The sequence below is a fragment of the Notoacmeibacter marinus genome, from assembly GCF_002238045.1.
GTDB lineage: Bacteria > Pseudomonadota > Alphaproteobacteria > Rhizobiales > Rhizobiaceae > Notoacmeibacter > Notoacmeibacter marinus.
In genome coordinates this window covers 707637-729044 of record NZ_NBYO01000001.1, presented here as the reverse complement: position 1 = coordinate 729044, position 21408 = coordinate 707637, and the positions used below count along the sequence as shown (strand labels likewise).

Here is a 21408-nt window from a genome sequence, read left to right as displayed (position 1 = left end):
TTCTTATATACCAACGCGTTATCTTATGGAAACTGCCACGGGCGGCGCCGTCACTGTTCCGGCGTTCGATTGCTGCGCTTCTGTTCGGCGACGATGGCGCGTTCGGCCCGCTCGGCTTCACGGACCGGCGTGTGATATTCCGCTTCCATCTCCTTGCCGACCTCATAGAGATCGCGGCCCTCGGAAAGCCTATAGGTTTCCTTCATGAGGGATTTCGCGCCCTGTTCGGTGATGCCGTATTCGTTCGCCATCTCGACGGCCGCGAGATCATAGGCGCGGTAGAAGGGCATCGTGTCGCCCTGCCTGATCCGCTCCGTGACCGAGCGCGCCTGTTCGAGCGCGTCATTTTCCATCGCTTCCGTCGAATGGACTTCGCGCTGCAGGAGCGTCTCGCGCAACTGGTTCATGGTTTCCCCGGTGCGCGCCTTGAAGATATCGCGGATGATGGTCTCGCCCCTGACCGCATCGAAGCGTTCGGATCGTGAGAAGGCATGCGCATAATCGGTCAGCGGCTCGCGGAAGGAGCCGGTCTTGTGGATTTCCCGCTCGATGATCTGCGAGACCAGCCAGGCCTCTTCGAACTGGCTGTCGGTCAGCGTCCGGCCGGTAAAGCTGTTCCGGGCTTCGTCATGGGCATTGCGGTCATTGTCGGCCATCATCCTGTCCTTTCTGACTAGCTTCTGTTCGGCGCGCGCCGGTCGGGGAGCTTTCGCCGGTCCGCGACGTCGTAAAAATGATCGCGCGCCACATCCTTGACCGCATTGCGGCTCCTGGCATCGTCCAGGAGATCGGCGATTTCGGCCTCTTCGGTGCGGTCGATCTGCAGCAGCGTCTGTTCGTGCTCCTGCTTCACCCGGCGGCGGGCCTGGACCGTACCTGTCTCGCCACTCGCCGCGTCATCCGCACCCTCTGGTACGGGATGGTCGTAGGTCTTATTCGCCCCTTCATCGTTGATGTCCGCGAGCGCCCGTTCGACACGCTGATCATACTCTTCAAGATAGAGCCGCTCGATGTCCTCGCGGGCGGTTCTGTGGCGGTTTGTGATGTCCGTGACCCTTGCCCAGTCCCGCGGATCCGTCAGCACCTTCGCCTCATGGCGCCGGACGGCGAGATCGAAGGTCGCCCTCAGCTGCTCCCCTATGCTGGGCGGCATGGCAAAGCCTCCTGTGACAGCAAAAATTGCTTTCCAATCAAGCGATTTGGTATTCTGTCGATATGGCCGTATTCGAAGACATTCAGGAATTGCGCGAGTGGCTCGCACCGCTCGACTACCTCGCCTTCTGGGAGGCGGTTGCGCCCTACAATCTGATGTTGCCGGACCGCGGCGATTGCGACAGCCAGATCGCCAGGGGACTGGTGCCGACCGCAGATGTCCTCGGTGGACTGAAGGAACTGGCGCGTATCGAACTCACACGAATCCTTGGTCTCAAACACACCATCCCGGAGCCATTGGCGGCCTATTCGCTGCGCTCCATTCATTGAGCGGCCTCCTTGCTTTTGAAGAACCGGACCCACGCGCATCGTCCGTCTTCCGCCGGACGGGTGTGGGCGCCATAGGGGCCGATAAAGGTGCAGGTGACGTAATGGCGCTTCACCGTCAGGTCGAAGGGCGCGCCATTGTTCTCGAAGGTGTAGCCGACGATCATATGCGGCAGGCCGATGGCCGCATAAACGCCATAGGCGGCCGCCGGGACGGCGAGCCACAGGAACAGCGCGAGATAGCGAATGGTCATCATCGGACCGTCTCCGTGTTCGGTGTGCGAAGCGTGATCTTCGGATCGGGCGGCAAAATCCCGCCCTCCAGCGGGTTTGGGCCGATCCGGTGGCAATAAGGCGCGATGGTCTGCATCGGCGTCTTCAACCCACGGCCGAAGCCGAGACACTTGATGTGGTACAGAAACTCGTTCTCCGGCATCGCCATCAGCGCCGCCGGACTCATCATCGCTTCCTTGCCGGTCTGGTAGCTGCTCTGAAGGCGCAGTTCCTGATCGTCGGTCGAAAGGCTTGACGAGACGACCATCGCTTCGCCCATTGCCTTGGAGACCCGTTCCGCCTCTTCGAAAGAGGAGAAGCCGAACCATTGCTTGACGATGGCATTCTCTTCGATGGTCTGGGTTTCCAGGCGACCGAAGCGCCGCTCGATCTCCGAGCGCGATTGCGCGATCATATGGAATTCGCCGCCATAGGCGCGCAATGTCGTCAGGGCTTCCACCAAAGGCTTCAGCGGCGCATTGGTGAACTCGTCTGCGATCATCGCCAGCGGCCCGGCGCCGACGTACAACGCATCGTTGAAGGCGAGGATATGCAGCGCGTAATAGGCGCCGATCCGGCTCATGAAGGCCTGCGGGCCGCATAAGAAAATGACGGCACGCTGGCGGATCAACTCCGCATGGGTGGTCGTCGCGTCGAGGCCGGCTTCATGCAGGCGCGTGCCGGCGGCGAAGATCCGGAGCGCCTTCAGCGCGGCGGCGCGGTGCTGCGGCCAATGCTCATGCTGCGCCATGCCGATGACGTCCATGGCGAGCGCCTTCAGCATCTCGTCGCCCTCATCGGCTTCGACGGCGGCGACCTTCAGCAGCAGCTCCGGATTGGCGATCAGAGCCCAGACGCCGCCGGGCGTCGCAAGCCTTGGATTGCGCTTGAGGAGCGCAAAGGTCACGAACTCGATGAGTGTTCGGGGCTGATCCCTAAAATACTGGTTCCGGGCATCGTCCGGCGGATCGGCGATGAACGCCTGGTTGGCGTTCTCGGAGGCGAAGACGAGATCCATGCCATGGTGGCGATGGGCCGCCACGACGCCGCCGAGCGGATTGAGCGATACGCGATAAGGACAGTCCGGTCCCATCACGCCCATATCGTCGAGAACCGCGACCGGAATACCGAGCCCGGCGATCATCGGCGCGGCCTGATGGGCCATCTCGCCATCCTTACTGTCGAAGGCGAGGACAGCTGGTCTGTTGGACGAGGATAGCAGAGAATAGAGCCAAGGCATCGCGCCCGACGTGGTCTTTCCTCCACCGTTTGCGCTCAGAAGTAGCGAATGACCTTTCGGCGCGAAGATCGGCTCGCCTTCGAAGGTTGTGCCGAGAAGACGCCGGCCTTCCGGATCGATCGCGCCCTTGGAAGCGGACCCGCCTGATTGTCCGAAGGGCCAGCTCACCGGATCAGCCCCTTCTTCCGCAAAGCCTCGGACGAGACCAGCCGGTCGGATTGGGGCGCGCCGCCCTTCCGCTCATAGGCGGCGATTTCGCGGTCACGCATGATGGTGCGCCGGATCAGCCCGAGCGCGGTTATAAGCGCGGAAATGGCGCCGAAGGCGCAGAACACGGCCAGCAGGCCCAATCCCCACCAAAGAACGGAGGTGTTCGACCAGAGCCACAGAGCAAGCAGCGACAGAAGCGCGGACGCCAGGAGCTGCCCGTTGATGCGCAGGATCGCGCGTAGGGTGGGACCACGCCGGCTCATGGCGCATCTCCCATCCGGGCGATGCGCTTCGCGGCAACGATTTCCTTACGCAGCCGGTTCAGATGGCCATAGGTCCCATAGACCGCGCCAGTCAGTTCTGAGCCGCGCAAATCGCGGCTCAGCAATTGCAGCTGCCCAAGCTGCCAGCCGGTCAGCAGGGCCGCGATACAAAGACCGGCGATCGCCAGCTGTTCGCCGGGCCGCAGCAAATCGAAGAAGGCAAAGCCGAAGCCGCCGAACCCGGCGGCCATCACAAGGCAAAGCGGCAGGAAGGGACGGCGGACGGAGATGACACTCAGCCCGGCGACCAGATAGCTGTCGCGATGGGTCTGGACGACATCCGCATCAACGAAGACGGAACCGATAATCATGGCTCACCCCTCCGCCTTGATGAGGTTTGCGCAGGACGGGCTTGCCAGAGATCCCAGCAGCGAAGCGCCAATATTGGCGACCGAGGACGGCATGACGGTTCGTGCGCTGCCGGCGGCGACGGCAAAGTCCCATCGCTTCGACACCGTCATATGGGAGACCGCACAGGCGCATTTTGATCCGGCCTGCGCGACCGCGCGCTCCAGCTTTTGCCGCTTTAGGTCTGCAAGCCGCTTCTTTTGATCGTTCGCCGCATCGACCATCTCGCAAGCCATATCCAGGCCGAACGTCTCCAGAATCTGGCGGTGTTCGGGTGGCAACACTCCGAGCACATCGTGACAGCCGAGCATGAGTTGCAGCTCAGGCTCTACCCCGCTTTCCATAATGTCGTCGGCGACCAGGCGCTCGCATTGCGGCATCCAGCCAATAGTCTCGGCGCTCCGCTCCGCGACCAGCGGGCCAAGCACGAAGGCCGATAGTCCAGCCCAAGCGGCTCCCGCGACGAGAACGCCGCCGGAGACCGGAAGTGAGGTGATGTCGAAAGGCATGAAAGGCTCCGCTCAAGTGAGATGGAGCCTTCGGATTAGCGGTTATGATGGGTGGTTACGGGCGAAGACCGGGCGGATTGTTCGACACAGTTCGGCGAAAAGTATTGGCTGGGTAGCGTGGGGCACGGCTTGATGTGCTTGATTTCAAAATAGCAAAATATTCGCGAAATTTCTCGGACTCCAGCTGTACGGAAGGAAGTTGCTGTTCGACCTGCTTGCAAAGTCATGGTCTATCGTTTTCTAGTATCACTCATACTACGCCATCAAAGTGATATGGTTGGCAGCTAGGCTTGGCCAGGTATGCGAAACAACAGCGGGATTGTGCAATGTCTATTCTAGACTTAGAGGATCAACAAATTGAACTCATCGTTGGGGATTACTTTGCCGCGAAACGCGCAGCTGCGAGGGAGAGTAGTGACGCAGAGAAAAAAGCTGCCGGTCGGAAATGGTTAACGTCGCCACCTGAGGGCCTGCGCAAGGCAATTTGTTCCGCGAGTGCAGTGGAATTTCTTCTGGATCAAAGCGAAAAAGACCTGATCATGATATTCGCCGCGGTTTATGCGGTGGTGAAAGGATTCGCCATATTTGACCTAGATAGCGACGGCGAGAAGGCCGCATTTGCAGCGTCAGCATATTGGGCGCACCGCGGCTTGCACACCCTATGTGGGGACGAATCCAAGTGATAACCGACGCAGAGATACAGGCGTGTTGCGACAAATTTGGATTTTCCATTTCCACTGATATTCCTGCTGATAGTGCTCGGTCCAGTGCTCTTGAAGTTATTGATGCGATAGCGGGAACGCTGGGTCAACAAACTCGAAATGCATTTGATGAAATGCTTTCAATCAGAACAATATTTGTCGACCAAATGGATATTAACGCCTATTGCATACCTCTTGATAGGCACCGGTACCTACTGGTCTGCGATATGGGCTTGTTCGTAGCTGCACAGGAAATGGCATTTGCATGCTTCAGCTATCCTACGCTTTATAAGGTTTTGCTGGGACAGCCAAGAATCAAGAGTATAACACCCTGGATGGACTTCGCGGAGCCGATCGGAATGAACTGGTTAAGCTTTAATAGCTTGCCGTTATACAACCTTCAGCGAAACAGATTTGTCCAAGAAAATCCGGAAGTGAAGCAACCGGCCTCAATACTTACAGAAATGATGCTTGTTGCCGTGCTACTACATGAACTAGGCCATGCATTTGATGGCCATTATGGACTGACCAACACAGACCAAAACATCTCGGAAGCGGGTGAAAATTTTGGCAAGTTGGCCCGGGGCAGCGCCTTCAAGGTGATATCGGAAATGCGAGCTGATGAAGTCAGTATGCGTTTCTTGATTTCTACTGCCTTTCTTTTTTTCAATAGGTGGTATGGAAGCACATTGCAAACGCCACGGCGACTCTATCTGTGGCTCATCTTAGCTACAACGCTAAACGGGATCATATGGGCATGGCTAGACAAAAAACACACCGCGTCGCCGGAAAGCCTTGCTTCTTGGGTTTCTCACCCTTCCGGGCGTATTCGCGCCAACGGCGCCGTATGGTCTGTATTGCAGGGCATGGATCACGCGTGTGCTGACAATCATAGCCTCATAGCTGGAGCGCTCGATCAGTTGCAGCTAGTTAGACATTTGTACGAACTACATCCTACTACGTTCAACCTGTTGTCGACTTTTCATCATCCAGAAGAGGACACTCATATCGCTGCATACCGGGAGAGCATCATACTGCCCAACCTAAATCGTTTTGAGGAAATCACCCGTGACTATCAGTTCCAAGCCGCGAATGGAGCCTGGCGTGATTAAGCAGGTCCTGCAACTTTAATTGCGACTGTACTAGGTTATTTTTGACAAAATTAAGTCGAGGTAACTGGCAGCGGTTTTGTCGTAGTGCGTTGCTAGAAGACGGTGACATTTGAGCTTGTTGAAGCAGCGCTCGACGCGGTTCCTTAGGGCGTAGGTGATGACGTTGACGAGGATCGGTTTCTTGATCTTGCCGGGGATGACTGGTGCGCCCCCGCGCCGCTCGATGACATGGCGAATATAGTCGCTATCGTAACCACGGTCCGCGCTAAAAACCTTAGCTTCGGGAAGATCATCATCGCCGAGCGCGTCGATCCCTCTTGATTCAGACATTTCGCCGCCACTTATCTCCGCCCGGGCAGGCAGTCCGTTAGCGTTGGCAATAAGGTGGATCTTGGTCGTGAGGCTATCTTTTAAACGGCCAGAACCTTCTTTCTGTGTTCGCCTTTTGCGCCAGCTGTCAAATGGTGGGCCCGGATAATGGTGCTGCCGATAGACACTCGACCATTTGCCGAACTCCTCGGTCAGGTCGCGCCATGGTGATCCGGTTGGCGCAATTCAGAAAATCGCGTTCAATACCCGGCGATCGGGCGATCGCTGCGGCATCGAACCGCAGCCAGAAACGGCTCAAAGAACACTCACTCGACATCTCCCATCAACAAACGCGCCACGGTAGCAAAAGCTACCTTGAATCCGATCGAAGCTGATTTGGGAATGTGGCTGGCTTCAAACCACTTTTAAGTGCGTCTCCGCTGGGTTCTTTCCTTTTATGGGTGCAACGTTACCTTTTGGCTCAATGCAGACGTTGCAGCGGATCGGGCTCTGGAAAAAAAACGGGACAAATCTTTACCGAACGATGCCCGCCACAGCGCTCTTAGAAGCCATGCTCACGGGTTATTATTTCTTGGTAAGCTCTAGAGCACTCAGAACAATCCAGTGACGGTTTGGCGCGCTCCCTCTTTCAAGTATCGCGCTTCGCCCAACTCCACCATTGCCGGACTGCGCTTTCAGCTCGACGGTTTTCGTGAAGCTCCGGTCGCCAACCGACAGTTCAATTTCAACCGCCACCGGGCCGTCGGTCGCGTCGCCGGCATAGAAGTTGATGGCGATCAGCATTTCGGCGAGGTCGACGGCATCGTTCAGGACCACGGTCTCGAAGCCATTGGTCATGCCGCGCCGAACATCCTTGAAGAGTTGGCCCTCTGCGGTCGATGAGCGGCCGTAGAAGAGGACTTCGGCCTGCGGGTGTGATCGGACATGCAGATCGAGATCGCATGCGAGGCAATCCCAGCTCGCCCGGACGCGGACGTTCTCGGCATAGTGCCAATCGATGTCCGTGCGGTTTGGCGCACTCTCTGATGGTGCTTCCGTCTTGGCGTCGCGACCTTTGTCCGGGAAGAAGCGGATCATCTCCAGCTTGTCGGTCGGTACCAGCGGCTGCGGATGCGCCGTCGGTTCACCATCTTCATTCGCGAGCCTGAAGAGCGTCTCGATGTCCTCACCGAAATATCTCATGGTGCCGCCATGCGCTTCGACCGACACGCTCCAGAAGCGCTCGACGTGGTATTCGTGGTTGAGCGAGGCCTGCCAGCCCTTGGCCGCCGGCACGATGCCAAACAGGACGGCATCATCGTCCAGTGACCCTGGCAGGCCGCCCGTGCTGTAGGCTGAGACATTGGCCTCTGCCGCGACCAGCCCATCATATGGCACTCGGCCGCCTTCCATCGAATAGCTCGGGGCCAGCGGATCGTCATGGACCGGCGAGCCGAGGAGGATGATGCTGCGTTCATTGTCGGACGGATAATGTTCGCGGATGGTCCGCAGGAGTTTCGGCAAGTCGATTGCGGCGGGCCTGTCTGCATCGGGGTTTGCCCCTTCGAAGAAGTGCTTGAAAGCCGCGAACAGCTGACGGTTGGCCTGCAGCTTCGCCTTCGGATTGGCGTAGGCTTCGCCCTCCGGCACGGAGAAGCTGCCGATCAGTTCGACATCCAACGCATCGAAGACGAGAGCGGTTTCGCCAGGCTCAACGGTCTCGGCGAGATACATGATCACGCGTTCGGCCTGGGCTTTCAGATCGTCCGATGCCTGCAGCGGCGACAGGCCGATGACGGCTTCGCGTGAGGATGCCGGTGTTGCGACCAGCGTCGAGGACGCCAGAAGCGCCGCTGCGAAGGAAGTGAGCTTGCGATGGGAAAAGGTCATGGTCGTTCTCCTTAGATGAGGGACGTGTTCTGGGCGCGCGAGCGGCGGGAGCTCAGCGCGAGCTGTGCGATGCGGACCTGCAGGTCGAGGGCGTTTTCGTAAGGGGCGAATTCGCGGCTTAGCTTGGCGAGCCGGTCGGTCAGAGCGTCGACATCGCGCTTCGCGTCCTTAAGATCCTGCTCCAGCGTCAGGCTCTCCGGGTTGCGGTGCCAAAAGTCCGGCGAATAGATGCGGGCGATACGATCGAGACGGGACGCCAGAGCTGCGCTGAGCGTGATTTCGGTGAGTAAAGTCACACTAATGAAAATCGTATCGCGCCAGCTATCCCAGAGCGTTGGCTCGTCGAACAGCCCGGTGCCGATGCCGTCCGTGCTGAGGCCGTGATAAAGCTTGGCGAACAGCAGCGCCCAAGCGGCGGCGAGGATGACTGCCATCGAGAAAAGAACAATCGTGAAGCGATGATGGCCGCGATCGCTTCGGAAGACATTGCCGAACAGCTTCAGGCAGAAGCCGGCAAGCGGCGCCATGGCTGCCATGAAGTAGGCAACAGGCGTCTCGATGAAGACCGGACTGCCGGTGCCCATGAGATTGCTGTAGGCGGTGACGTAGGAGGCAATGAACGTCACCAGCATCATCAGGATAAGCAGCAACGCTTCGATGCGATGCCGGAACTGCCATTTGGAATAGGTCAGTTCGACCTGCCCGCCTTCGTCCCGATTGTCGTTGATTTGCGAGGCCTGCAGCCATTTCGGCGTGTGCTCAGCCTTTTTGCGCAACTGCAGGAGATGCTTCGCGGCGTGGTCGACCTCGCGCGTGGCGAGCTCTTTCCTGGTCTGCAGATCCGCCATCTCGCCGAAGCGGCCCTTGAAGCTCGCTGTTGCGATGTCCGCCACAAGCTCGCGCGCCTCGTCCTCGTCCGCCACGGTCTGCGCGGTATCGAGAAGCGGTGAGATCATATCCCGGATGGAATATTCGATGTTTTCCGCGCCGCTAAGGTAATGTGGGCTTCTACGGGTTGGTTTTCGGATGCCCGGCGGCTGGCCGGGTCTGCGGGTCTTTCGTGTCGCCATTGAGCTTCAGCCTTCAAAGTTTGGGTACGTACCGGCGTCGCGCGTGGCGACCGGTGCGCTCAAACTGACGGATGACGGAGAGATGTGCTGGCGGAGACCGGGCGGATTCAACTTGCCAAACTTTTCGGAGGGAAGCTGACGGCCAGCACGGTCCTGTAGCCCTGAGACTATAAAAGAGGCGGGCGGTCGGCAAAAGAAGCCGGGCCGATAAGGTATCGGCCCGGCCGTGACGATCATTCAGACCATCCGTTCGCTACGAGACCTGGCGCTCACAGAACTCGGGATAGCCGATGCGTGCGAGGAAGCACTTCCTGGCGATTGACAGATAGCAGATGCGCCACAGCATACCTTCCTGCAGGCTTGTCTCGCGCGGCGTTTCGACACGCTCCTTCAGCCGGTTCATCGTCCGCCTCGGAGCCTTGCCGAACGCATCGCAGATGGTCACCTCGTCTTCGGGACGATGCGACCGCACTTCGCGATCGATGAAGTGCTCGGTCCAGTCGAACAGATCGCCTTTCGCCCGGTCGGTCAGGTGCTGGTGAACGAAGTTGAACCGCTGGGTTCCCGACCGGCCGCAATGACCTGCCGCAACGACCGACTCCATGAAGCGGGCCAGACCCTGTTCGTAGAGAGGCTCATCTATCTCCTCCTTCGGATCGCACCAGATATCGCCATCCCACGTCTTTTTCGTTGGTTCTTCGAAAGTCACCCAATGACCGTCAGGCAAAAAAATGCGTCCATGATTGAGCGCAAGCTCGTTTCTCCAATTTGTCATTGTCTTCTCCTGGAACGGAGAAGACGCGTCCGCCTTCACCGCTTGCTACTATTCCAGGTTGGCCAACCCAATGAGACGGAGCGGAGTTTGCCGTCCGTCACCTGCGTTCATTGCGGAGAAAAAGGCCGTTGGCTTCCCAACAACATCGGGGAAAAGTCGGGAAAACCGAGAATCGTATAAGAAAACAAAAATTTGCAATTTAAATCGATTTAAATTATAGTAAGCTGTGCTTGAAGCGAACGAGGGAGAAGATCTTTACGTCACTGAGACGATATACAATCGCAAGACAGGGTTGCCTGTTATTCGGCGCATCTCATTGAATGGGATGCTCGAAAGCCCTCCAGATGGCTCGCCATCGGAGATCGGTTATGACGATGAAGGTCGTCCCGATCGTATGGAATGGCACCATCTAGATGAATGGCACCGGGAGGCCGGCCCGTCCGTCATCCATATCAATCCTGAGAACGGGGTCCACGTCATCGAGAGATTCCATCATCACGGCGAGGCACGCGACCGCTCCCTAGGACCAAGTCGAATTGTCCGCGACGCTGATACCGGTGAGATCATAAGCCCCGATATCGGATCTCAACTTGGACTCCCGCAGCGCCACCCCTAGACTGCTACAACTACCAGGATCTTAGATATGTAACCGTTCAATCGACAGCCGGAGATCATTTTCGATGAAGCTCAAAGCGCTCGTCAAATACAAGAAATTCGTTGAACGAATAAACGACGCGCTCACCAAAAACGATAACATCGTTAGAAAGAATGAATATCTCATCGCGGTTGGGGAGCAGGCCGCGGAGTTCAAGAAAGCTCGGTACGGCCCGCGCGCCGAAAAGATGGACGACAACTGGCAGGCGTGGATCAAGGATATTGAGGACGACGTTGGAGACGACTGGGCGACGGTCAGGAACCTCAACATTCAAAGGATCAAAGACCTAGAAAAAGGTACCACTCAACCCGAATATGCGTTTGCGGTTCACTTTCGTTTGCACGGCGAACTGGAGAGGCTCAAATTCGCGAACGCGATCGATCGGTTTGTCTTCCCGGACGGTAAGACCTTCGCGGAGAAGTACCACACGCCCGTTTTCAAGTGGGTGGACGAACGAGAGCTACCACTTCGTCCGACATTTCCTGAAAAAATTGAACTAGCGGACTCATACCAACGCGGCCGGCCCGAGTTCAAAGACGTCAAGTCTGCTTTGCTAGAAGGGACCAGCAACTCGGTCTCGCATACTGTAGCCGTTCACGGTGCGGGCGGCTATGGCAAGACCGCCATCGCCGAAGAGATCTGTTTGGATCCCGAAATCCGCAAGGTGTTTCCGGGCGGTATTTACTGGCTAGAATTTGGGATAATTGAGCGAGGCGGCGGCACCTCAGATCCGCGGTTCATTAGCGAAGAAGAAGCTGTCAGCCAGATGCTGATCGCGCAATACAGCGAATCAAATGAGAGCGAGCGTTCGATAGGATCGGTCCAGGAATTCTGTAGTCAGCTCCCCGAGAACGATGACAAGGTACTGATCATAGCGGACGGTCTGTGGATTGAGAGCCAGTACAGGTGGATGAAAGGGGTGCCTGCTCACATCACTGTGCTGTTTACAACCAGAAACAAGAGGCTCCTCGGATCTACTTCAGTCAGGGTGCGTGGCCTTTCAACGGAAGCGGCTCAAAGCCTCGTGAGCCACGGCGTCAAAAAACTATCGATCGCCGAAACGAAACGGCTCCAATCTATCTGCAGACGCTTCAATGGATGGCCTCTGCTACTGGCTATGGCCAACAGGAAATTCAAGTATCTACAGAGAGAAAATTTTTCAGTTGATAAAATATTTGAACGGTTTGAGGTTTTTTTGGAGTCCGGTCACATCGACGGATGGGACGATCCAAAATTAACGGTCATTGGCTACCAAGAAAAACAACGTACTTTGGTGCGATATAGCATAGAGTCTTCTATTAATGCTGTATTATCATTTGAGCAGAGAACACTTCTTTTATCTTTAGCGGTATTTGAAGAAAGTGAGCATTTCAATTCGTTTTTTATATCTGAATATTGGCGCAAGATATTTTTACTTGAGAAATTTGATGTTACCTTCAGCGATTTGTGGGTACTTGAGACGTTGGATTTGATGAACGATTTCTGTTTTTTCAAAGAATATGAACCTGAAACAGGTCTTTTCTCTTTTTATGATGAAATATTTCTTCATATAATAAGTCTATGCCCTACGAAGAAATGGAGCGCGTATTCAAAGATGCATGACGCTATCATGAAAAATGAAACGGTTCCTCAAGCATTTTTAGATCTTCTTGCTAAAATTTATGAAGTGGAGCGATCGTTAGAGGGAGACTAATATTACGCCGCTGCTTTCCTCCAGTTTCTCCTCAACAATCCGCAGCTTCTCAGCGGCGGACCAACCGCGGCGAAGACCGCCGTCGGTGATGATCTCAATTTCGACATAAGAATATACCTAAGGAAATTCCTAAGCCTCCATGGCTATGACGAGGTTTCTGGTCGGGCGGGGGCAGTTCAAATTTATCGTACGCAAGATGTGTGGGGGCAGACCCCACCACCTTGGAAAGGGAGACGCTGCGCTCTCCCGTTTCATCCCTATAGCTCGCCGTTGATGCACGACAGCTTCGCGCCGCCATTGCGGTCGTTTAACTAACCTTCGAGTGTGCTAAAAAGCGGACATCACTGTACCGCTGAGTTCCTTCACCGCCTTGGACAACGTCGTGCGCTTGGGCTACGGCTGGAGAGTACGAAAGATCGTGGTGCCGGCATGCCTTTGCTCCAAGACATACAACTCGTGGTGCGCACTGAGATCGGCGGCGTGAAGCAATGCGAGACCTTTACCGGGCTTGCCATGCCGACGTCGATGCTCATCGAGTTCTGCCACGTCGGGTCCACCGCCGCCGCGCGTTCCATGGAAGCGCTCTCCGTCGCCTTGCTGCGGGAGCTGCGATCAGGTGTACACGCCATCCCGGTCGAGCCGCCGTGCGGAGGATGGTCCCACATGTGTCATGCCTGCGGCGAGCATGATTGCCACAAGCTCCTGGTGCTCGTGGGCGATGACCGCACCCCTGCGCCGAAGAGCATGGACCCCCTGGCGTTGTGGATCGGAAGCGACAATACCTTCTCCATCCTGCCGGTGCTGCCGGAAAAGGCGCGTGTATCGTCCAAGAGGCTGCTGCCGTCGCCGCTCGACGCGATCAACGCCGTTTTCTGGAGCGGGCAGGAGGACGAAGCCCTTCCTGCCGTCCTGCAGGCCGGTGGGATCACGGCCAGCCCACGGATCTTCATAAGCTATCGCCAGATCGACACGGCAGCCGCGGCGATACAGCTCTTCGACGCCCTTTCCCACGATGGGTTCGACGTCTTCCTCGATCACTTCAGGATCGCCCCTGGCGTGGACTTCCAGGCTCGCCTGATGCAGGAGCTCGGCGACAAAGCGTTGCTCCTAGTCCTCGAGTCCTCGAACTCCGCACAGTCGCCCTGGGTAGCGTTCGAGATCGCGCAGGCAAAGGCGTGCGGCATTGGCATCATCGCCCTTAATTTCGACGGAGCGCCGCAGGACCCGGGCATCGACCCAGCCCTGCGCCGCTTGCTGCTCGGCTCGGAGATCAGGACGGATGGCACCATTGACGAGGTCCCTCTCCAGTCAGCGCAGCGGTTCATCCGCCATGAGCACGACAGAGCGATCCTTCGTCGTCGCGTTGCGCTCGAGCAGTCCTTCGAGCAAGCCGTCGCCATGGCCGGCGGCCCCGCTCCGCTCAGAGGAGCCGACGGTTCGTACCGCTTGCACGCCGGTGGGATGACCTACGCGACCTGGCTGACACCCAGACCCCCTGAATTGCCAGACTATCACCGTGCACATACCGCCAGTGCCGCGCCCACCCGCAGCGTCATAATCGGATTGTCGCAGTTGATGGAGCGGTCGCGCCAGCAGCAGCACGACTGGCTGACCAATCTGTGCGACATCGAGCTGGTCGACGAGGGGTCAATGGCGATGGCAGCACACCGCATGGTTCAAGGGCTGTTGTGACGATGTGGCAAGGAGCACAACTGAAAGGTCGCACAGTCTGCGTCACCGCGTCGTCTGCCAGCGAAACGATTAGCTTCAAGAAATCTAGGCTTGGGCAATGGGGCATCGACCAGGCGGTCGCCAGCCTGACCCGTGCCGTCCTGGCGGAGAGGGGCGAGCTCGCGGTGCACGGCGGTTCGGCGGTTGGGCATCTGGTCGCCATGGTGGCGGGCGAATACCAAGAGCCAAGTTTTGCCGAGCGTGGCCTCGAAGCAGTGTCGCGACGACCCAAGGTGCGTCTCTATGGACAGATCGATCTGTCGGAGAGGGAGAGGCAGGACGAGGAGCTTCTCGATCGCATTGGATTGGCGGCCACGCGACGGCTATCGACTGGCGCGGCCGAGTTCGACCTCCTGGAGCTGGAGGATCCGGTCGCCCTTGTCTGCATTGGAGGAGGCAAGCAGAGCTTGGCTCTGGCGATGGCATTCTCGAAGCGTTTCCCTAAGCGCCCTTTGTTCGCCCTCGTAAGTACCGGCGGGGCGGCCGCCTATCTTCTGAGCGAAGCCTCCGCGTCTGCTCTTGATGCCGAGAGCACGATCCTGGGGGAAGTCAGAGAGCGGGAGCGGTCCCGGTGGGAGGCCGGGTCCTTGTTGCGCGACGAGCGTCTGCGGATGATCGAAGAGGAGAGCGTGCCCTATCCGATTATCATGCAAGTCGTCGTGGACAGGATCGTGCGCAGCGGTGGCGGCGATTTAGACTAGGAGGCTTGAGGACGCGCCGTGAGCCACCAAGCTCTTGGTGGAAGTGCCAAACGGCCGGCGAAGTGCTCGTCGACATACTGCTGATTTCGAAATCTGGCATGGTTTCAGCCAATGGCAGCGATGGGATCGGGAGCTGCCAGTCGGCAAGACGCGCCATATTGGGCGTTCGCAAAGCTGCGGCGAAAGCCCGAAAGCTGCTAGCCTAGTACATAAGGGGAACGGTTAGTGACTTTTCGTGTGCAAGTTAGAACATGCATTGCCAGCGAATGCGGCGACCGCCAGCCAGCGGCGTTAGGAGTGAACGGGCGTATAGCGCTCGGCCCGCTGCCCGTTCAGGAAACGCGCCTTCACCTGTTCCACTACCTGCCTCTCCGCCGCCTTGCCTTCGCCCAGCGCGGCTAGTTCGCCAATTGTCTGCGCATCCGCACGGTCGAGACTGTAGGCCCCTGAAGGCCTTACCATATCGATGCGCAGCATGCGGTCGTCGAGCAGCAGCGCGGACTGGGCTCGCGCGGCGTCGGCCTGGGCGCTCATTAGGATGTCGACTAGACCAACGTTCCACTTCAGCATGCCGGCCTCGCGCATATGAGAAAAGCTGCGTACTTCGTCCGTGGTGCCGATGCTGAGCAACTCAATTTCCGACAGCGGAACGCCGAAGAAGGCGACTGCCTCCGCAATTCCCACCATCGTGGGCGAGTTCGCCCAGACGCCGCCGTCGAAGTAGCTTTCACCCTTGCGCGCCGCTACCGCCGCGGCTCTGAAGAATGTGGGTGCCGCAGAGGTCGCCAGGGCGACGTCAACGGCCGAGGCCCGGTAGTCGCGGGAGTGGTTGGGATGGTGCGGAGTCTTGAAGAGGTATGGCCTTCCCCGCACGGCTTCGTAGCTGGCGATGACCAGCGGCACCGCGGCATCTCCCAAACGCTTCTCGCCGATATATTCGGCCAGCACGGTCCTGAGCTCCTCCTGCCGGAGCTTCGGCCTGAACAGCTGGCGCAGCATGCCGCGCTGCGCTCCGAGAAACCCGAGAGAGGGGAATATGTCGGCGCCGCGCTTTACATAGAGGTCGAGCAGGGCAGATGCCTCGATGCCCAAAGCGAGACCGAGCGCTAGTATTCCGCCCGTTGAGGTGCCGACCATGAGATCGAAGTGGTCTGCCAAGCGGCAGCCGGTCTGCCGCTCGAGTTCGGTCAGGATAGCAGCGGTGAACGTACCCTTGATGCCGCCGCCGTCGAGTGCAAGAATTCTGAACACCTAACCTCCGCGTAAATCGTCCGCTCCATGCAGGTGTTTATCCAACGCCTGCCTATGCGAATAGGTCGCGCAGTGCGAAAGCGCTGCGGTCATTACGGACCGCCGCTGACGTTCCATGGAGGCGACGTCTACCCAGACCTTCCACTGCGTCGTCCGCCACCGCTGGCAGCGTACCGGGAGAAGCGAGTCGCCATTTAGGCGGGAAGAACAGGTCGATGTTGCCCGACGATCCGGAATACTTGGCCTTGATCCTGCTTCGGGCGGTTGCGAGTTCGGGAACGGCCTCCCGACAGTACTTGTCGAGTTCGCAGAACAGGCCCTGGCAGTCGATGCCATGAAGGGGGCGGCCGAAGAGCCCTCCGAAGGGGAGGTCGAGGCGCCGGAATTCATCTTCCTGCCGGTCCGTCATCCAAAGGATTGCATCCGCCGGCGTCATATCGCCCAGATCGACGAAGGCCTTCTTGAGGCCGCGGAGAGCGCCGGGCCCCGCCTGGGTGTAGTCGTTCTCGTCGAAATCCAGCAGCTCGGAATAGTTGAGGTCGATTGCGGTCTGATAAGCCATAAAGGGGCCCATCAGCGGAAATCCCTGCAGCAGTTCGACTACCGAGCGGAGCGAGGGAGCCTGCAGTACCCGTTCTGCGCAGGCATGCTCAAGGAACATATGTCTGAACAACGCGACGTGGTTGCGGTGTTTTTCGTCGAAGCCGAAGGCCTTATTGGCGCAGAGGATGAAGGCGCCAGTATAGAGGCCACCGTTCCGCGCCTTGGTGCGGTCGAGCGCCGTCTCGAATTCGCCCGAACGCAGGTGGTCGAGCCGCGGTGCACCGCCCAGCTCGCGGGTTAAAGACTCCCAAGTCGCGATGTTGCTGAAGGTACGGAAGGCGGTGATCTGGAACACCCGGTCGTGCGCATCGGTTTCCGGATCGGCGCCATAGGCTACGTCCCTGATCATGTACTGGGACACGCGATCGCTTGCCCTGAAGACGTTGCAGAACTTGTAGACCTGCAGAATTGGGTCGTCGGTCCAGGGACGGCTTCGTCCTGCCAGCCTTGCCTCGAAGGCGGCCTGGCGCCGCGAAGCAAACGTCCAGTAGAGCTCGTAGACCCCCTCGCGCATCTTGGGAGGCTCTTGCCTTACGAAATGGGTTGGGGACTGGTTCATATCTGCCTCAAGAAAACGCCGGTGCCGTGCAGGTTGAAGTATCGTCCGTCTGCTGCAAGTGTCCTAGCGGCCATTCGCTCGCCTATCGTGTCGATATGCCGGTCGTGCCCGGTCCAGTGGTCGAAGACGACGGCCCCCCCGACTACGGTCCTCTCAGCTATGACACGGATGATCGCCTCAGCGGACGTGAAATTGTCGGTATCCACGAAAGAAAGGACCAGATCCTCTTCGGCAAGCCGGGACACCGTCTCCACAACGTCGCCTTCGACGATTTCGACGTTTCGTCCAGCGAACACCGCGCGCACCATGTCTACGTCGAGAAAGACGCAGTCGGGATGCCTGTACATGTCGAGCGGACTGCGCTTGGCGGGGAAGCCGTCGAACGTGTCGAAGCCGTAGACCTTCCAGTCCGCACCGAGCGCCTCGATGAAGCGGGAGATCAGCATGGTGGTTCCACCCTTGAACATTCCGAATTCCGCCACGGCACCCTCAAGGCCTCGTCGTCGCGCGTTGGAGAGGCACTGGTAGATGTGGACGAGACAGTGCCGGTATCCGTTGGCGAAAGAGGGAATGAACAGGTCGCGGCGTATTGCCTCGAACGCCGGGTCGCGGAACTCGAAGTGGGCGAAGCCGCCGATCAAGATCTTGGTTCCGGCCGGCACCGAAGTGGCGATCGTGTCGAGGATGGCTTCCTTCCCCGCGTCCTCCGCGACCACGATGATGTCTGGGGTAGACGCACCCAACTCCCGGAGCGGGCGGACCTCGCCGCCACCTTCGCCGGTAAAAATACCGATCGCTTCCGCGCCTCCGGACGAGAACACGGCATCGGCTGCGATCTCGAAGGCGGCGGGCGACCAGCCTGCGACCGCGACGCGCGCACCCGGCCCGTGTTCCACGACGGCATCGCGCAGCCTGATCCTGAGTTTGGCGAGGTCTTCCGGGTTCATGCCGGGCTCCAGTTACGAAGGAAGGCGGCGAGTGTCTGCCTGTCGCCGTGGACAAGAAGGGCCAGCAGTTCGGCCGCGTACCCAGAAAGGGCGTTGGCCCGCGCAAGCCGACTTTCGACGGGCTCCCCGTTTTCGGCACCCTTCCAGCAGGCGTCGAAGGCGTCGTTCAGATCCGCCACGGTATCCGCGAGGGGGCGGGTGCGGGGCGCAAGGTCCATCGTATCGATCAGGTGGCCGAAGCCTGCCTCCTCTCCCTCGAGGGTTACGGCTGCATCTAGGGACAGCAGGCCCCCCGGAGGAAGCTGCTGTGCTAGGTACAGCCGATACTTTTCGACGTAGACGACCAGGTCGACCGCCGTATCAAGGGCGGACTCTCCCTCAAGTCCTGCCCCAGTTTCCGCCAGCGTGTGCAGGCGGTCGACTTTTCGGGCGATGTTAGGTTGGATGCTGACCCGCTCGCCGCGCTTCTTCCAGGCCCCGCCGTAGGCGCGGTCCTTTTCGGTGTGGAGCCTCTTGATGGCGGCCCTAACGTGGTCGATCATGTCAGAGCTGCCGCGTATGCGGGCAGCGAAAAAGTCCGCGATCGGGCCCTGAGGCACCGCGTCGGTCAGTCCGGGATAGTGCGGTGCAAGCCGGTCGTAGAGTGCGACAACCCAATCCGCGGCGGGTAAGGCTGCCAGCGTGGCCGCCAGCCGCTCGGCGCTCCAGTGAGTGTGTCCCGACGCGACGTGGATCAGCGTCAGTCCACTGTCGAGCAACGGGTCGTCGACCGCGCCGAAGCTCCCTATCTCTGCATCCGGTCGAGCGGATATTCGGGCTTCAAGCTCGAACCAGCGTTCAGCCGCGGGGCCGAACCTCTCCCAGGGGGTAGCGAATGCCGCCCGTTCGACGCCGAAATCATAGGGCGACAGGCCATGGAAGCCTGCAGCCGCCCTTTCGGCGCGCGCGTAGTGGTCTGAGTACAGGTGGAATGACATGGCGTGGTAGTCGGCCTGGCCCACTTCTGCCCCGACCCAGAATGCCAGCATCTCGTGGAGCATGCTCCACTCGAAGGCATTGACGCCCGAGAAGCCCCACCAGACGTCGTTGCTGCGGAGGGCGGCGGACATATGGAGACGGTCCTCCCGAATGATCCAGCTTATCCAGTTGTTGCAGGGTATGTCCTTGGAAGGCCCATAGTCGCGAGCGGGGTCGAAGATGGACATGACCGCCTGGCGGCTGGAGCGGTCCGCTAGCAGCAGCCTCCTGACGGCGTCGATCTGATCGACACCTTGCCAGTTCCGCAGCCTGGGACCGTAGGCTCCGCGCCATACGGCGCCGTCGTCCGAGAACTGCGGCGCCCGAGGCAAATATCTCGTCAGCCAGGCGATGTCGTCGCGGCCAGCCAGCACCCATATGCTTTCGGCGAACTGGGCCACCACGTCGTTGTTCCGGATCGGCACGGACAGATAGCGTTCCAGCGGACGTTCGATGCGGGTATTCCGTGCCACCAGTTCCTTTGTCGCCCGCTGCCTTACGACGACGTCGGCGCCGTCGCGCAGGAGGTCGCGGGCGCTTCCGACTAGAGCAAGGCTGATGTTGCGGTAGGAAGGCATATCGGTCTCAGCGTTATCCGCCACGTCGATCCGCGCACGGTCGAAGGCACAGCGAATCGGCCGGGTAGATCGAGCGTAGACTTGCCGAAGGCTAAGGAAAAGACCGGCGCAGCCAAGGTCTCAAGCCGCAGATCAGATCATGCGCTGCTTCGTCGACGAGTAGCGCTTGGCGCTGGACGCGAAATCGATTGGCGGAGCGACGACGTGATTCGGATGCACCGCCATCTGCGGTGCAAGCCAGTCTAGCAGGGGCTTTGCGGTGACGTGGTCGAAACGGCGATAGTCCCTCGCATTGCGCACATAGCCGAGAGCATCGAGGATCGGCTGCGGAACGGCCTCGGCGGCTTCTCCGAAATATACGAATCTTTCAGACAGCAGCACCCGTTCGATCCGGGTGTCGTGGGCGGTGTTCAAGGGGCACTGCGTGCCGTCCGGTCTGCTGTGGACTGAATCTTCCTGGATCCAAGGTGCGTCCGGCGCATCGCGATGGTAGATGTTGTCGCCGACGTGCTTTTTCGGCGTTCCGTTCCGGACGGGTCGACGGGAGCGGTAGTCAGGATTGGCCCAGTATTCGTCGAAGTTCGTGTCGCCGGTCACCACCATGGCGAAGACACAGCGAAGGGCGGGAGCGGTCTTGTGGCCGGTCAGGCCGACGATCCAGTCGCCCTCCTGCGCCAAGCCGCGGATCTTTGGTTTGCAGCAGGCGAGCGTACAGAGCCCACCAAACGGGTTCGGTGCAAACCCGAGGTCGTAGCTCACCGCATAGACGTAGACGCTCGGCATCAGGCGGCGCAGCCGTTACGCGGAATACGGTCCCCATCCTGCCGCAGCGAACCGTCAGGCTTTTCGAAGGGAACGTCCTTGCCTTCGATCGCGTCGATGACGTTTGCGGAATTCCAGCTGACCAGCGCATCGCCATAGTCAGCGAAAGCCTGGGGAATATCGTTCTCAGTGCCGCCTCGTTCGTAGATGCCGACGATCCGCTTGCCGAGCTCGTTGGCCTTATTGATTTCCCAGTTGACCCACGGCCTCTTGTGCGTGTCCTTGCCGATGAGCACGACGACCGTCGACGCCCATGACATCTTCATGCGCAGCAGGCGCTTGAGCGTACGTTCCGGAACACGCTTTTCATCCAACCGACGCTGGTTTTCAGGCTTGGCCCGGATGGAGCTGTTGCGGATCTCGTAGCCGGCCCGCGCCAGCATAACGGTGAGGCCAGTCACGCGGGCGTCATCGGCATGGTGATGGCTGATGAAGACGTGACGACGATTGGCCATGTTCTGTTCCCGTCAACTGATACAATCTAGATGTAGGTCCTAGAATCGAGGGTTCAATCCATTGTACTTCATATGTTCACGGGCGAGCAAACTGCCTGACCCAAGAATCGGAGACCGGCGCCGTCTGCGTTTCCGGCAAGTCGAAGGCGCCGCGCTG

22 protein-coding genes and 1 pseudogene are annotated in these 21408 nt (G+C 58.9%); 6 read left to right on the top strand and 17 right to left on the bottom strand.

Translation table 11 applies throughout. The features are described 5' to 3' along the window. Window positions 1-50: 50 nt before the first annotated feature. A complete protein-coding gene (locus tag B7H23_RS03380; protein WP_094075957.1) occupies window positions 51-659 on the bottom strand; it encodes a hypothetical protein in 609 nt (202 codons plus the stop codon). 14 nt (window positions 660-673) lie between these two features. Continuing rightward, the gene (locus tag B7H23_RS03375; RefSeq protein WP_094075956.1) at window positions 674-1153 is read right to left on the bottom strand and encodes a hypothetical protein; all 480 of its coding nucleotides are present in this window, start codon (window positions 1151-1153) and stop codon (window positions 674-676) included. A gap of 62 nt (window positions 1154-1215) precedes the next feature. Here B7H23_RS03375 and B7H23_RS03370 point away from each other — a divergent pair, with 62 nt between their 5' ends. Further along, on the top strand, window positions 1216-1482 hold the full coding sequence (locus tag B7H23_RS03370; protein ID WP_094075955.1) for a hypothetical protein: 267 nt from the start codon (window positions 1216-1218) through the stop codon (window positions 1480-1482). On the opposite strand, the gene B7H23_RS03365 is transcribed toward B7H23_RS03370, so the two are convergent. Genes B7H23_RS03365 through B7H23_RS03345 form a run of 5 tightly spaced genes read right to left on the bottom strand, consistent with a single transcriptional unit; the run spans window position 1476 to window position 4382 of the window. Continuing rightward, complete coding sequence (locus tag B7H23_RS03365; RefSeq protein WP_094075954.1) at window positions 1476-1736, bottom strand: hypothetical protein; 261 nt, start codon at window positions 1734-1736, stop codon at window positions 1476-1478. The two genes, B7H23_RS03370 and B7H23_RS03365, sit on opposite strands and share 7 nt — an antisense overlap. Continuing rightward, window positions 1733-3160, bottom strand: a complete 1428-nt coding sequence (locus tag B7H23_RS03360) for a type IV secretory system conjugative DNA transfer family protein (RefSeq protein ID WP_240534954.1) — start codon at window positions 3158-3160, stop codon at window positions 1733-1735. Before B7H23_RS03360 ends, B7H23_RS03365 begins: the two co-directional genes overlap by 4 nt. Continuing rightward, window positions 3157-3465, bottom strand: coding sequence for a hypothetical protein (locus B7H23_RS03355; protein WP_094075953.1), 309 nt, complete (start codon window positions 3463-3465; stop codon window positions 3157-3159). Before B7H23_RS03355 ends, B7H23_RS03360 begins: the two co-directional genes overlap by 4 nt. After that, window positions 3462-3836, bottom strand: a complete 375-nt coding sequence (locus B7H23_RS03350) for a hypothetical protein (RefSeq protein WP_094075952.1) — start codon at window positions 3834-3836, stop codon at window positions 3462-3464. Before B7H23_RS03350 ends, B7H23_RS03355 begins: the two co-directional genes overlap by 4 nt. 3 nt (window positions 3837-3839) lie before the next feature. Then, a complete protein-coding gene (locus tag B7H23_RS03345) occupies window positions 3840-4382 on the bottom strand; it encodes a hypothetical protein (protein ID WP_094075951.1) in 543 nt (180 codons plus the stop codon). Window positions 4383-4708: 326 nt separating this feature from the next. Between B7H23_RS03345 and B7H23_RS03340 the strand changes: the two genes are divergently transcribed. Beyond that, a complete protein-coding gene (locus B7H23_RS03340; protein ID WP_094075950.1) occupies window positions 4709-5065 on the top strand; it encodes a hypothetical protein in 357 nt (118 codons plus the stop codon). Beyond that, the gene (locus B7H23_RS03335; protein ID WP_094075949.1) at window positions 5062-6195 is read left to right on the top strand and encodes a hypothetical protein; all 1134 of its coding nucleotides are present in this window, start codon (window positions 5062-5064) and stop codon (window positions 6193-6195) included. The genes B7H23_RS03340 and B7H23_RS03335 overlap by 4 nt, the downstream gene beginning before the upstream one ends. A 30-nt stretch (window positions 6196-6225) precedes the next feature. Here the strand turns inward: B7H23_RS03335 and B7H23_RS03330 are convergent. From B7H23_RS03330 to B7H23_RS03315, 4 genes and pseudogenes are all read right to left on the bottom strand, one after another. Continuing rightward, window positions 6226-6830 (bottom strand): annotated as a pseudogene (locus tag B7H23_RS03330) (transposase). Window positions 6831-7089: 259 nt separating this feature from the next. After that, window positions 7090-8394 (bottom strand): hypothetical protein, encoded by a 1305-nt coding sequence (locus tag B7H23_RS03325; RefSeq protein ID WP_094075948.1) that lies wholly within the window; start codon window positions 8392-8394, stop codon window positions 7090-7092. A gap of 11 nt (window positions 8395-8405) precedes the next feature. Further along, complete coding sequence (locus B7H23_RS03320; protein WP_094075947.1) at window positions 8406-9350, bottom strand: hypothetical protein; 945 nt, start codon at window positions 9348-9350, stop codon at window positions 8406-8408. 367 nt (window positions 9351-9717) lie between these two features. Beyond that, a complete protein-coding gene (locus B7H23_RS03315; protein ID WP_094075946.1) occupies window positions 9718-10239 on the bottom strand; it encodes a hypothetical protein in 522 nt (173 codons plus the stop codon). A gap of 680 nt (window positions 10240-10919) precedes the next feature. Between B7H23_RS03315 and B7H23_RS03310 the strand changes: the two genes are divergently transcribed. From B7H23_RS03310 to B7H23_RS03300, 3 genes are all read left to right on the top strand, one after another. Continuing rightward, window positions 10920-12587 (top strand): NB-ARC domain-containing protein, encoded by a 1668-nt coding sequence (locus tag B7H23_RS03310; RefSeq protein ID WP_094075945.1) that lies wholly within the window; start codon window positions 10920-10922, stop codon window positions 12585-12587. Between the two features lie 429 nt (window positions 12588-13016). After that, a complete protein-coding gene (locus B7H23_RS03305) occupies window positions 13017-14279 on the top strand; it encodes a toll/interleukin-1 receptor domain-containing protein (protein ID WP_094075944.1) in 1263 nt (420 codons plus the stop codon). A gap of 2 nt (window positions 14280-14281) precedes the next feature. Next, window positions 14282-15019, top strand: coding sequence for a hypothetical protein (locus B7H23_RS03300; protein ID WP_143534717.1), 738 nt, complete (start codon window positions 14282-14284; stop codon window positions 15017-15019). A 291-nt stretch (window positions 15020-15310) separates the two neighbouring features. Here B7H23_RS03300 and B7H23_RS03295 read toward each other — a convergent pair whose 3' ends face one another. From B7H23_RS03295 to B7H23_RS03270, 6 genes are all read right to left on the bottom strand, one after another. Then, window positions 15311-16270 (bottom strand): CBASS cGAMP-activated phospholipase, encoded by a 960-nt coding sequence (locus tag B7H23_RS03295; RefSeq protein ID WP_094075942.1) that lies wholly within the window; start codon window positions 16268-16270, stop codon window positions 15311-15313. A 52-nt stretch (window positions 16271-16322) separates the two neighbouring features. Further along, window positions 16323-17387 (bottom strand): nucleotide kinase domain-containing protein, encoded by a 1065-nt coding sequence (locus tag B7H23_RS03290; RefSeq protein WP_240534953.1) that lies wholly within the window; start codon window positions 17385-17387, stop codon window positions 16323-16325. Between the two features lie 41 nt (window positions 17388-17428). Beyond that, entirely contained in the window at window positions 17429-18379 is a 951-nt protein-coding gene (locus tag B7H23_RS03285) for a TylF/MycF/NovP-related O-methyltransferase (RefSeq protein ID WP_094075941.1), read from the bottom strand. Beyond that, window positions 18376-19998, bottom strand: coding sequence for a thymidylate synthase (locus tag B7H23_RS03280; RefSeq protein WP_143534716.1), 1623 nt, complete (start codon window positions 19996-19998; stop codon window positions 18376-18378). The genes B7H23_RS03285 and B7H23_RS03280 overlap by 4 nt, the downstream gene beginning before the upstream one ends. Before the next feature lie 108 nt (window positions 19999-20106). Then, on the bottom strand, window positions 20107-20757 hold the full coding sequence (locus tag B7H23_RS03275; RefSeq protein ID WP_094075939.1) for an Nmad2 family putative nucleotide modification protein: 651 nt from the start codon (window positions 20755-20757) through the stop codon (window positions 20107-20109). Next, window positions 20757-21251 carry a TIR domain-containing protein gene (locus B7H23_RS03270; protein ID WP_094075938.1) on the bottom strand — a complete coding sequence of 165 codons (495 nt, stop codon included), beginning with the start codon at window positions 21249-21251 and terminating at the stop codon, window positions 20757-20759. Before B7H23_RS03270 ends, B7H23_RS03275 begins: the two co-directional genes overlap by 1 nt. Between the last annotated feature and the right edge of the window lie 157 nt (window positions 21252-21408).

What these genes read in the sequence shown, in the direction of transcription:
- B7H23_RS03270 (WP_094075938.1), bottom strand. Translation starts at nt 21,251, where the DNA reads ATGGCCAATCGTCGTCACGTCTTCATCAGCCATCACCATGCCGATGAC.
- B7H23_RS03355 (WP_094075953.1), bottom strand. Translation starts at nt 3,465, where the DNA reads ATGAGCCGGCGTGGTCCCACCCTACGCGCGATCCTGCGCATCAACGGG.
- B7H23_RS03310 (WP_094075945.1), top strand. Translation starts at nt 10,920, where the DNA reads ATGAAGCTCAAAGCGCTCGTCAAATACAAGAAATTCGTTGAACGAATA.
- B7H23_RS03370 (WP_094075955.1), top strand. Translation starts at nt 1,216, where the DNA reads ATGGCCGTATTCGAAGACATTCAGGAATTGCGCGAGTGGCTCGCACCG.
- B7H23_RS03345 (WP_094075951.1), bottom strand. Translation starts at nt 4,382, where the DNA reads ATGCCTTTCGACATCACCTCACTTCCGGTCTCCGGCGGCGTTCTCGTC.
- B7H23_RS03275 (WP_094075939.1), bottom strand. Translation starts at nt 20,757, where the DNA reads ATGCCGAGCGTCTACGTCTATGCGGTGAGCTACGACCTCGGGTTTGCA.
- B7H23_RS03340 (WP_094075950.1), top strand. Translation starts at nt 4,709, where the DNA reads ATGTCTATTCTAGACTTAGAGGATCAACAAATTGAACTCATCGTTGGG.
- B7H23_RS03300 (WP_143534717.1), top strand. Translation starts at nt 14,282, where the DNA reads ATGTGGCAAGGAGCACAACTGAAAGGTCGCACAGTCTGCGTCACCGCG.
- B7H23_RS03350 (WP_094075952.1), bottom strand. Translation starts at nt 3,836, where the DNA reads ATGATTATCGGTTCCGTCTTCGTTGATGCGGATGTCGTCCAGACCCAT.
- B7H23_RS03290 (WP_240534953.1), bottom strand. Translation starts at nt 17,387, where the DNA reads ATGCGCGAGGGGGTCTACGAGCTCTACTGGACGTTTGCTTCGCGGCGC.
- B7H23_RS03315 (WP_094075946.1), bottom strand. Translation starts at nt 10,239, where the DNA reads ATGACAAATTGGAGAAACGAGCTTGCGCTCAATCATGGACGCATTTTT.
- B7H23_RS03325 (WP_094075948.1), bottom strand. Translation starts at nt 8,394, where the DNA reads ATGACCTTTTCCCATCGCAAGCTCACTTCCTTCGCAGCGGCGCTTCTG.
- B7H23_RS03285 (WP_094075941.1), bottom strand. Translation starts at nt 18,379, where the DNA reads ATGAACCCGGAAGACCTCGCCAAACTCAGGATCAGGCTGCGCGATGCC.
- B7H23_RS03320 (WP_094075947.1), bottom strand. Translation starts at nt 9,350, where the DNA reads ATGATCTCACCGCTTCTCGATACCGCGCAGACCGTGGCGGACGAGGAC.
- B7H23_RS03375 (WP_094075956.1), bottom strand. Translation starts at nt 1,153, where the DNA reads ATGCCGCCCAGCATAGGGGAGCAGCTGAGGGCGACCTTCGATCTCGCC.
- B7H23_RS03365 (WP_094075954.1), bottom strand. Translation starts at nt 1,736, where the DNA reads ATGATGACCATTCGCTATCTCGCGCTGTTCCTGTGGCTCGCCGTCCCG.
- B7H23_RS03305 (WP_094075944.1), top strand. Translation starts at nt 13,017, where the DNA reads ATGCCTTTGCTCCAAGACATACAACTCGTGGTGCGCACTGAGATCGGC.
- B7H23_RS03380 (WP_094075957.1), bottom strand. Translation starts at nt 659, where the DNA reads ATGATGGCCGACAATGACCGCAATGCCCATGACGAAGCCCGGAACAGC.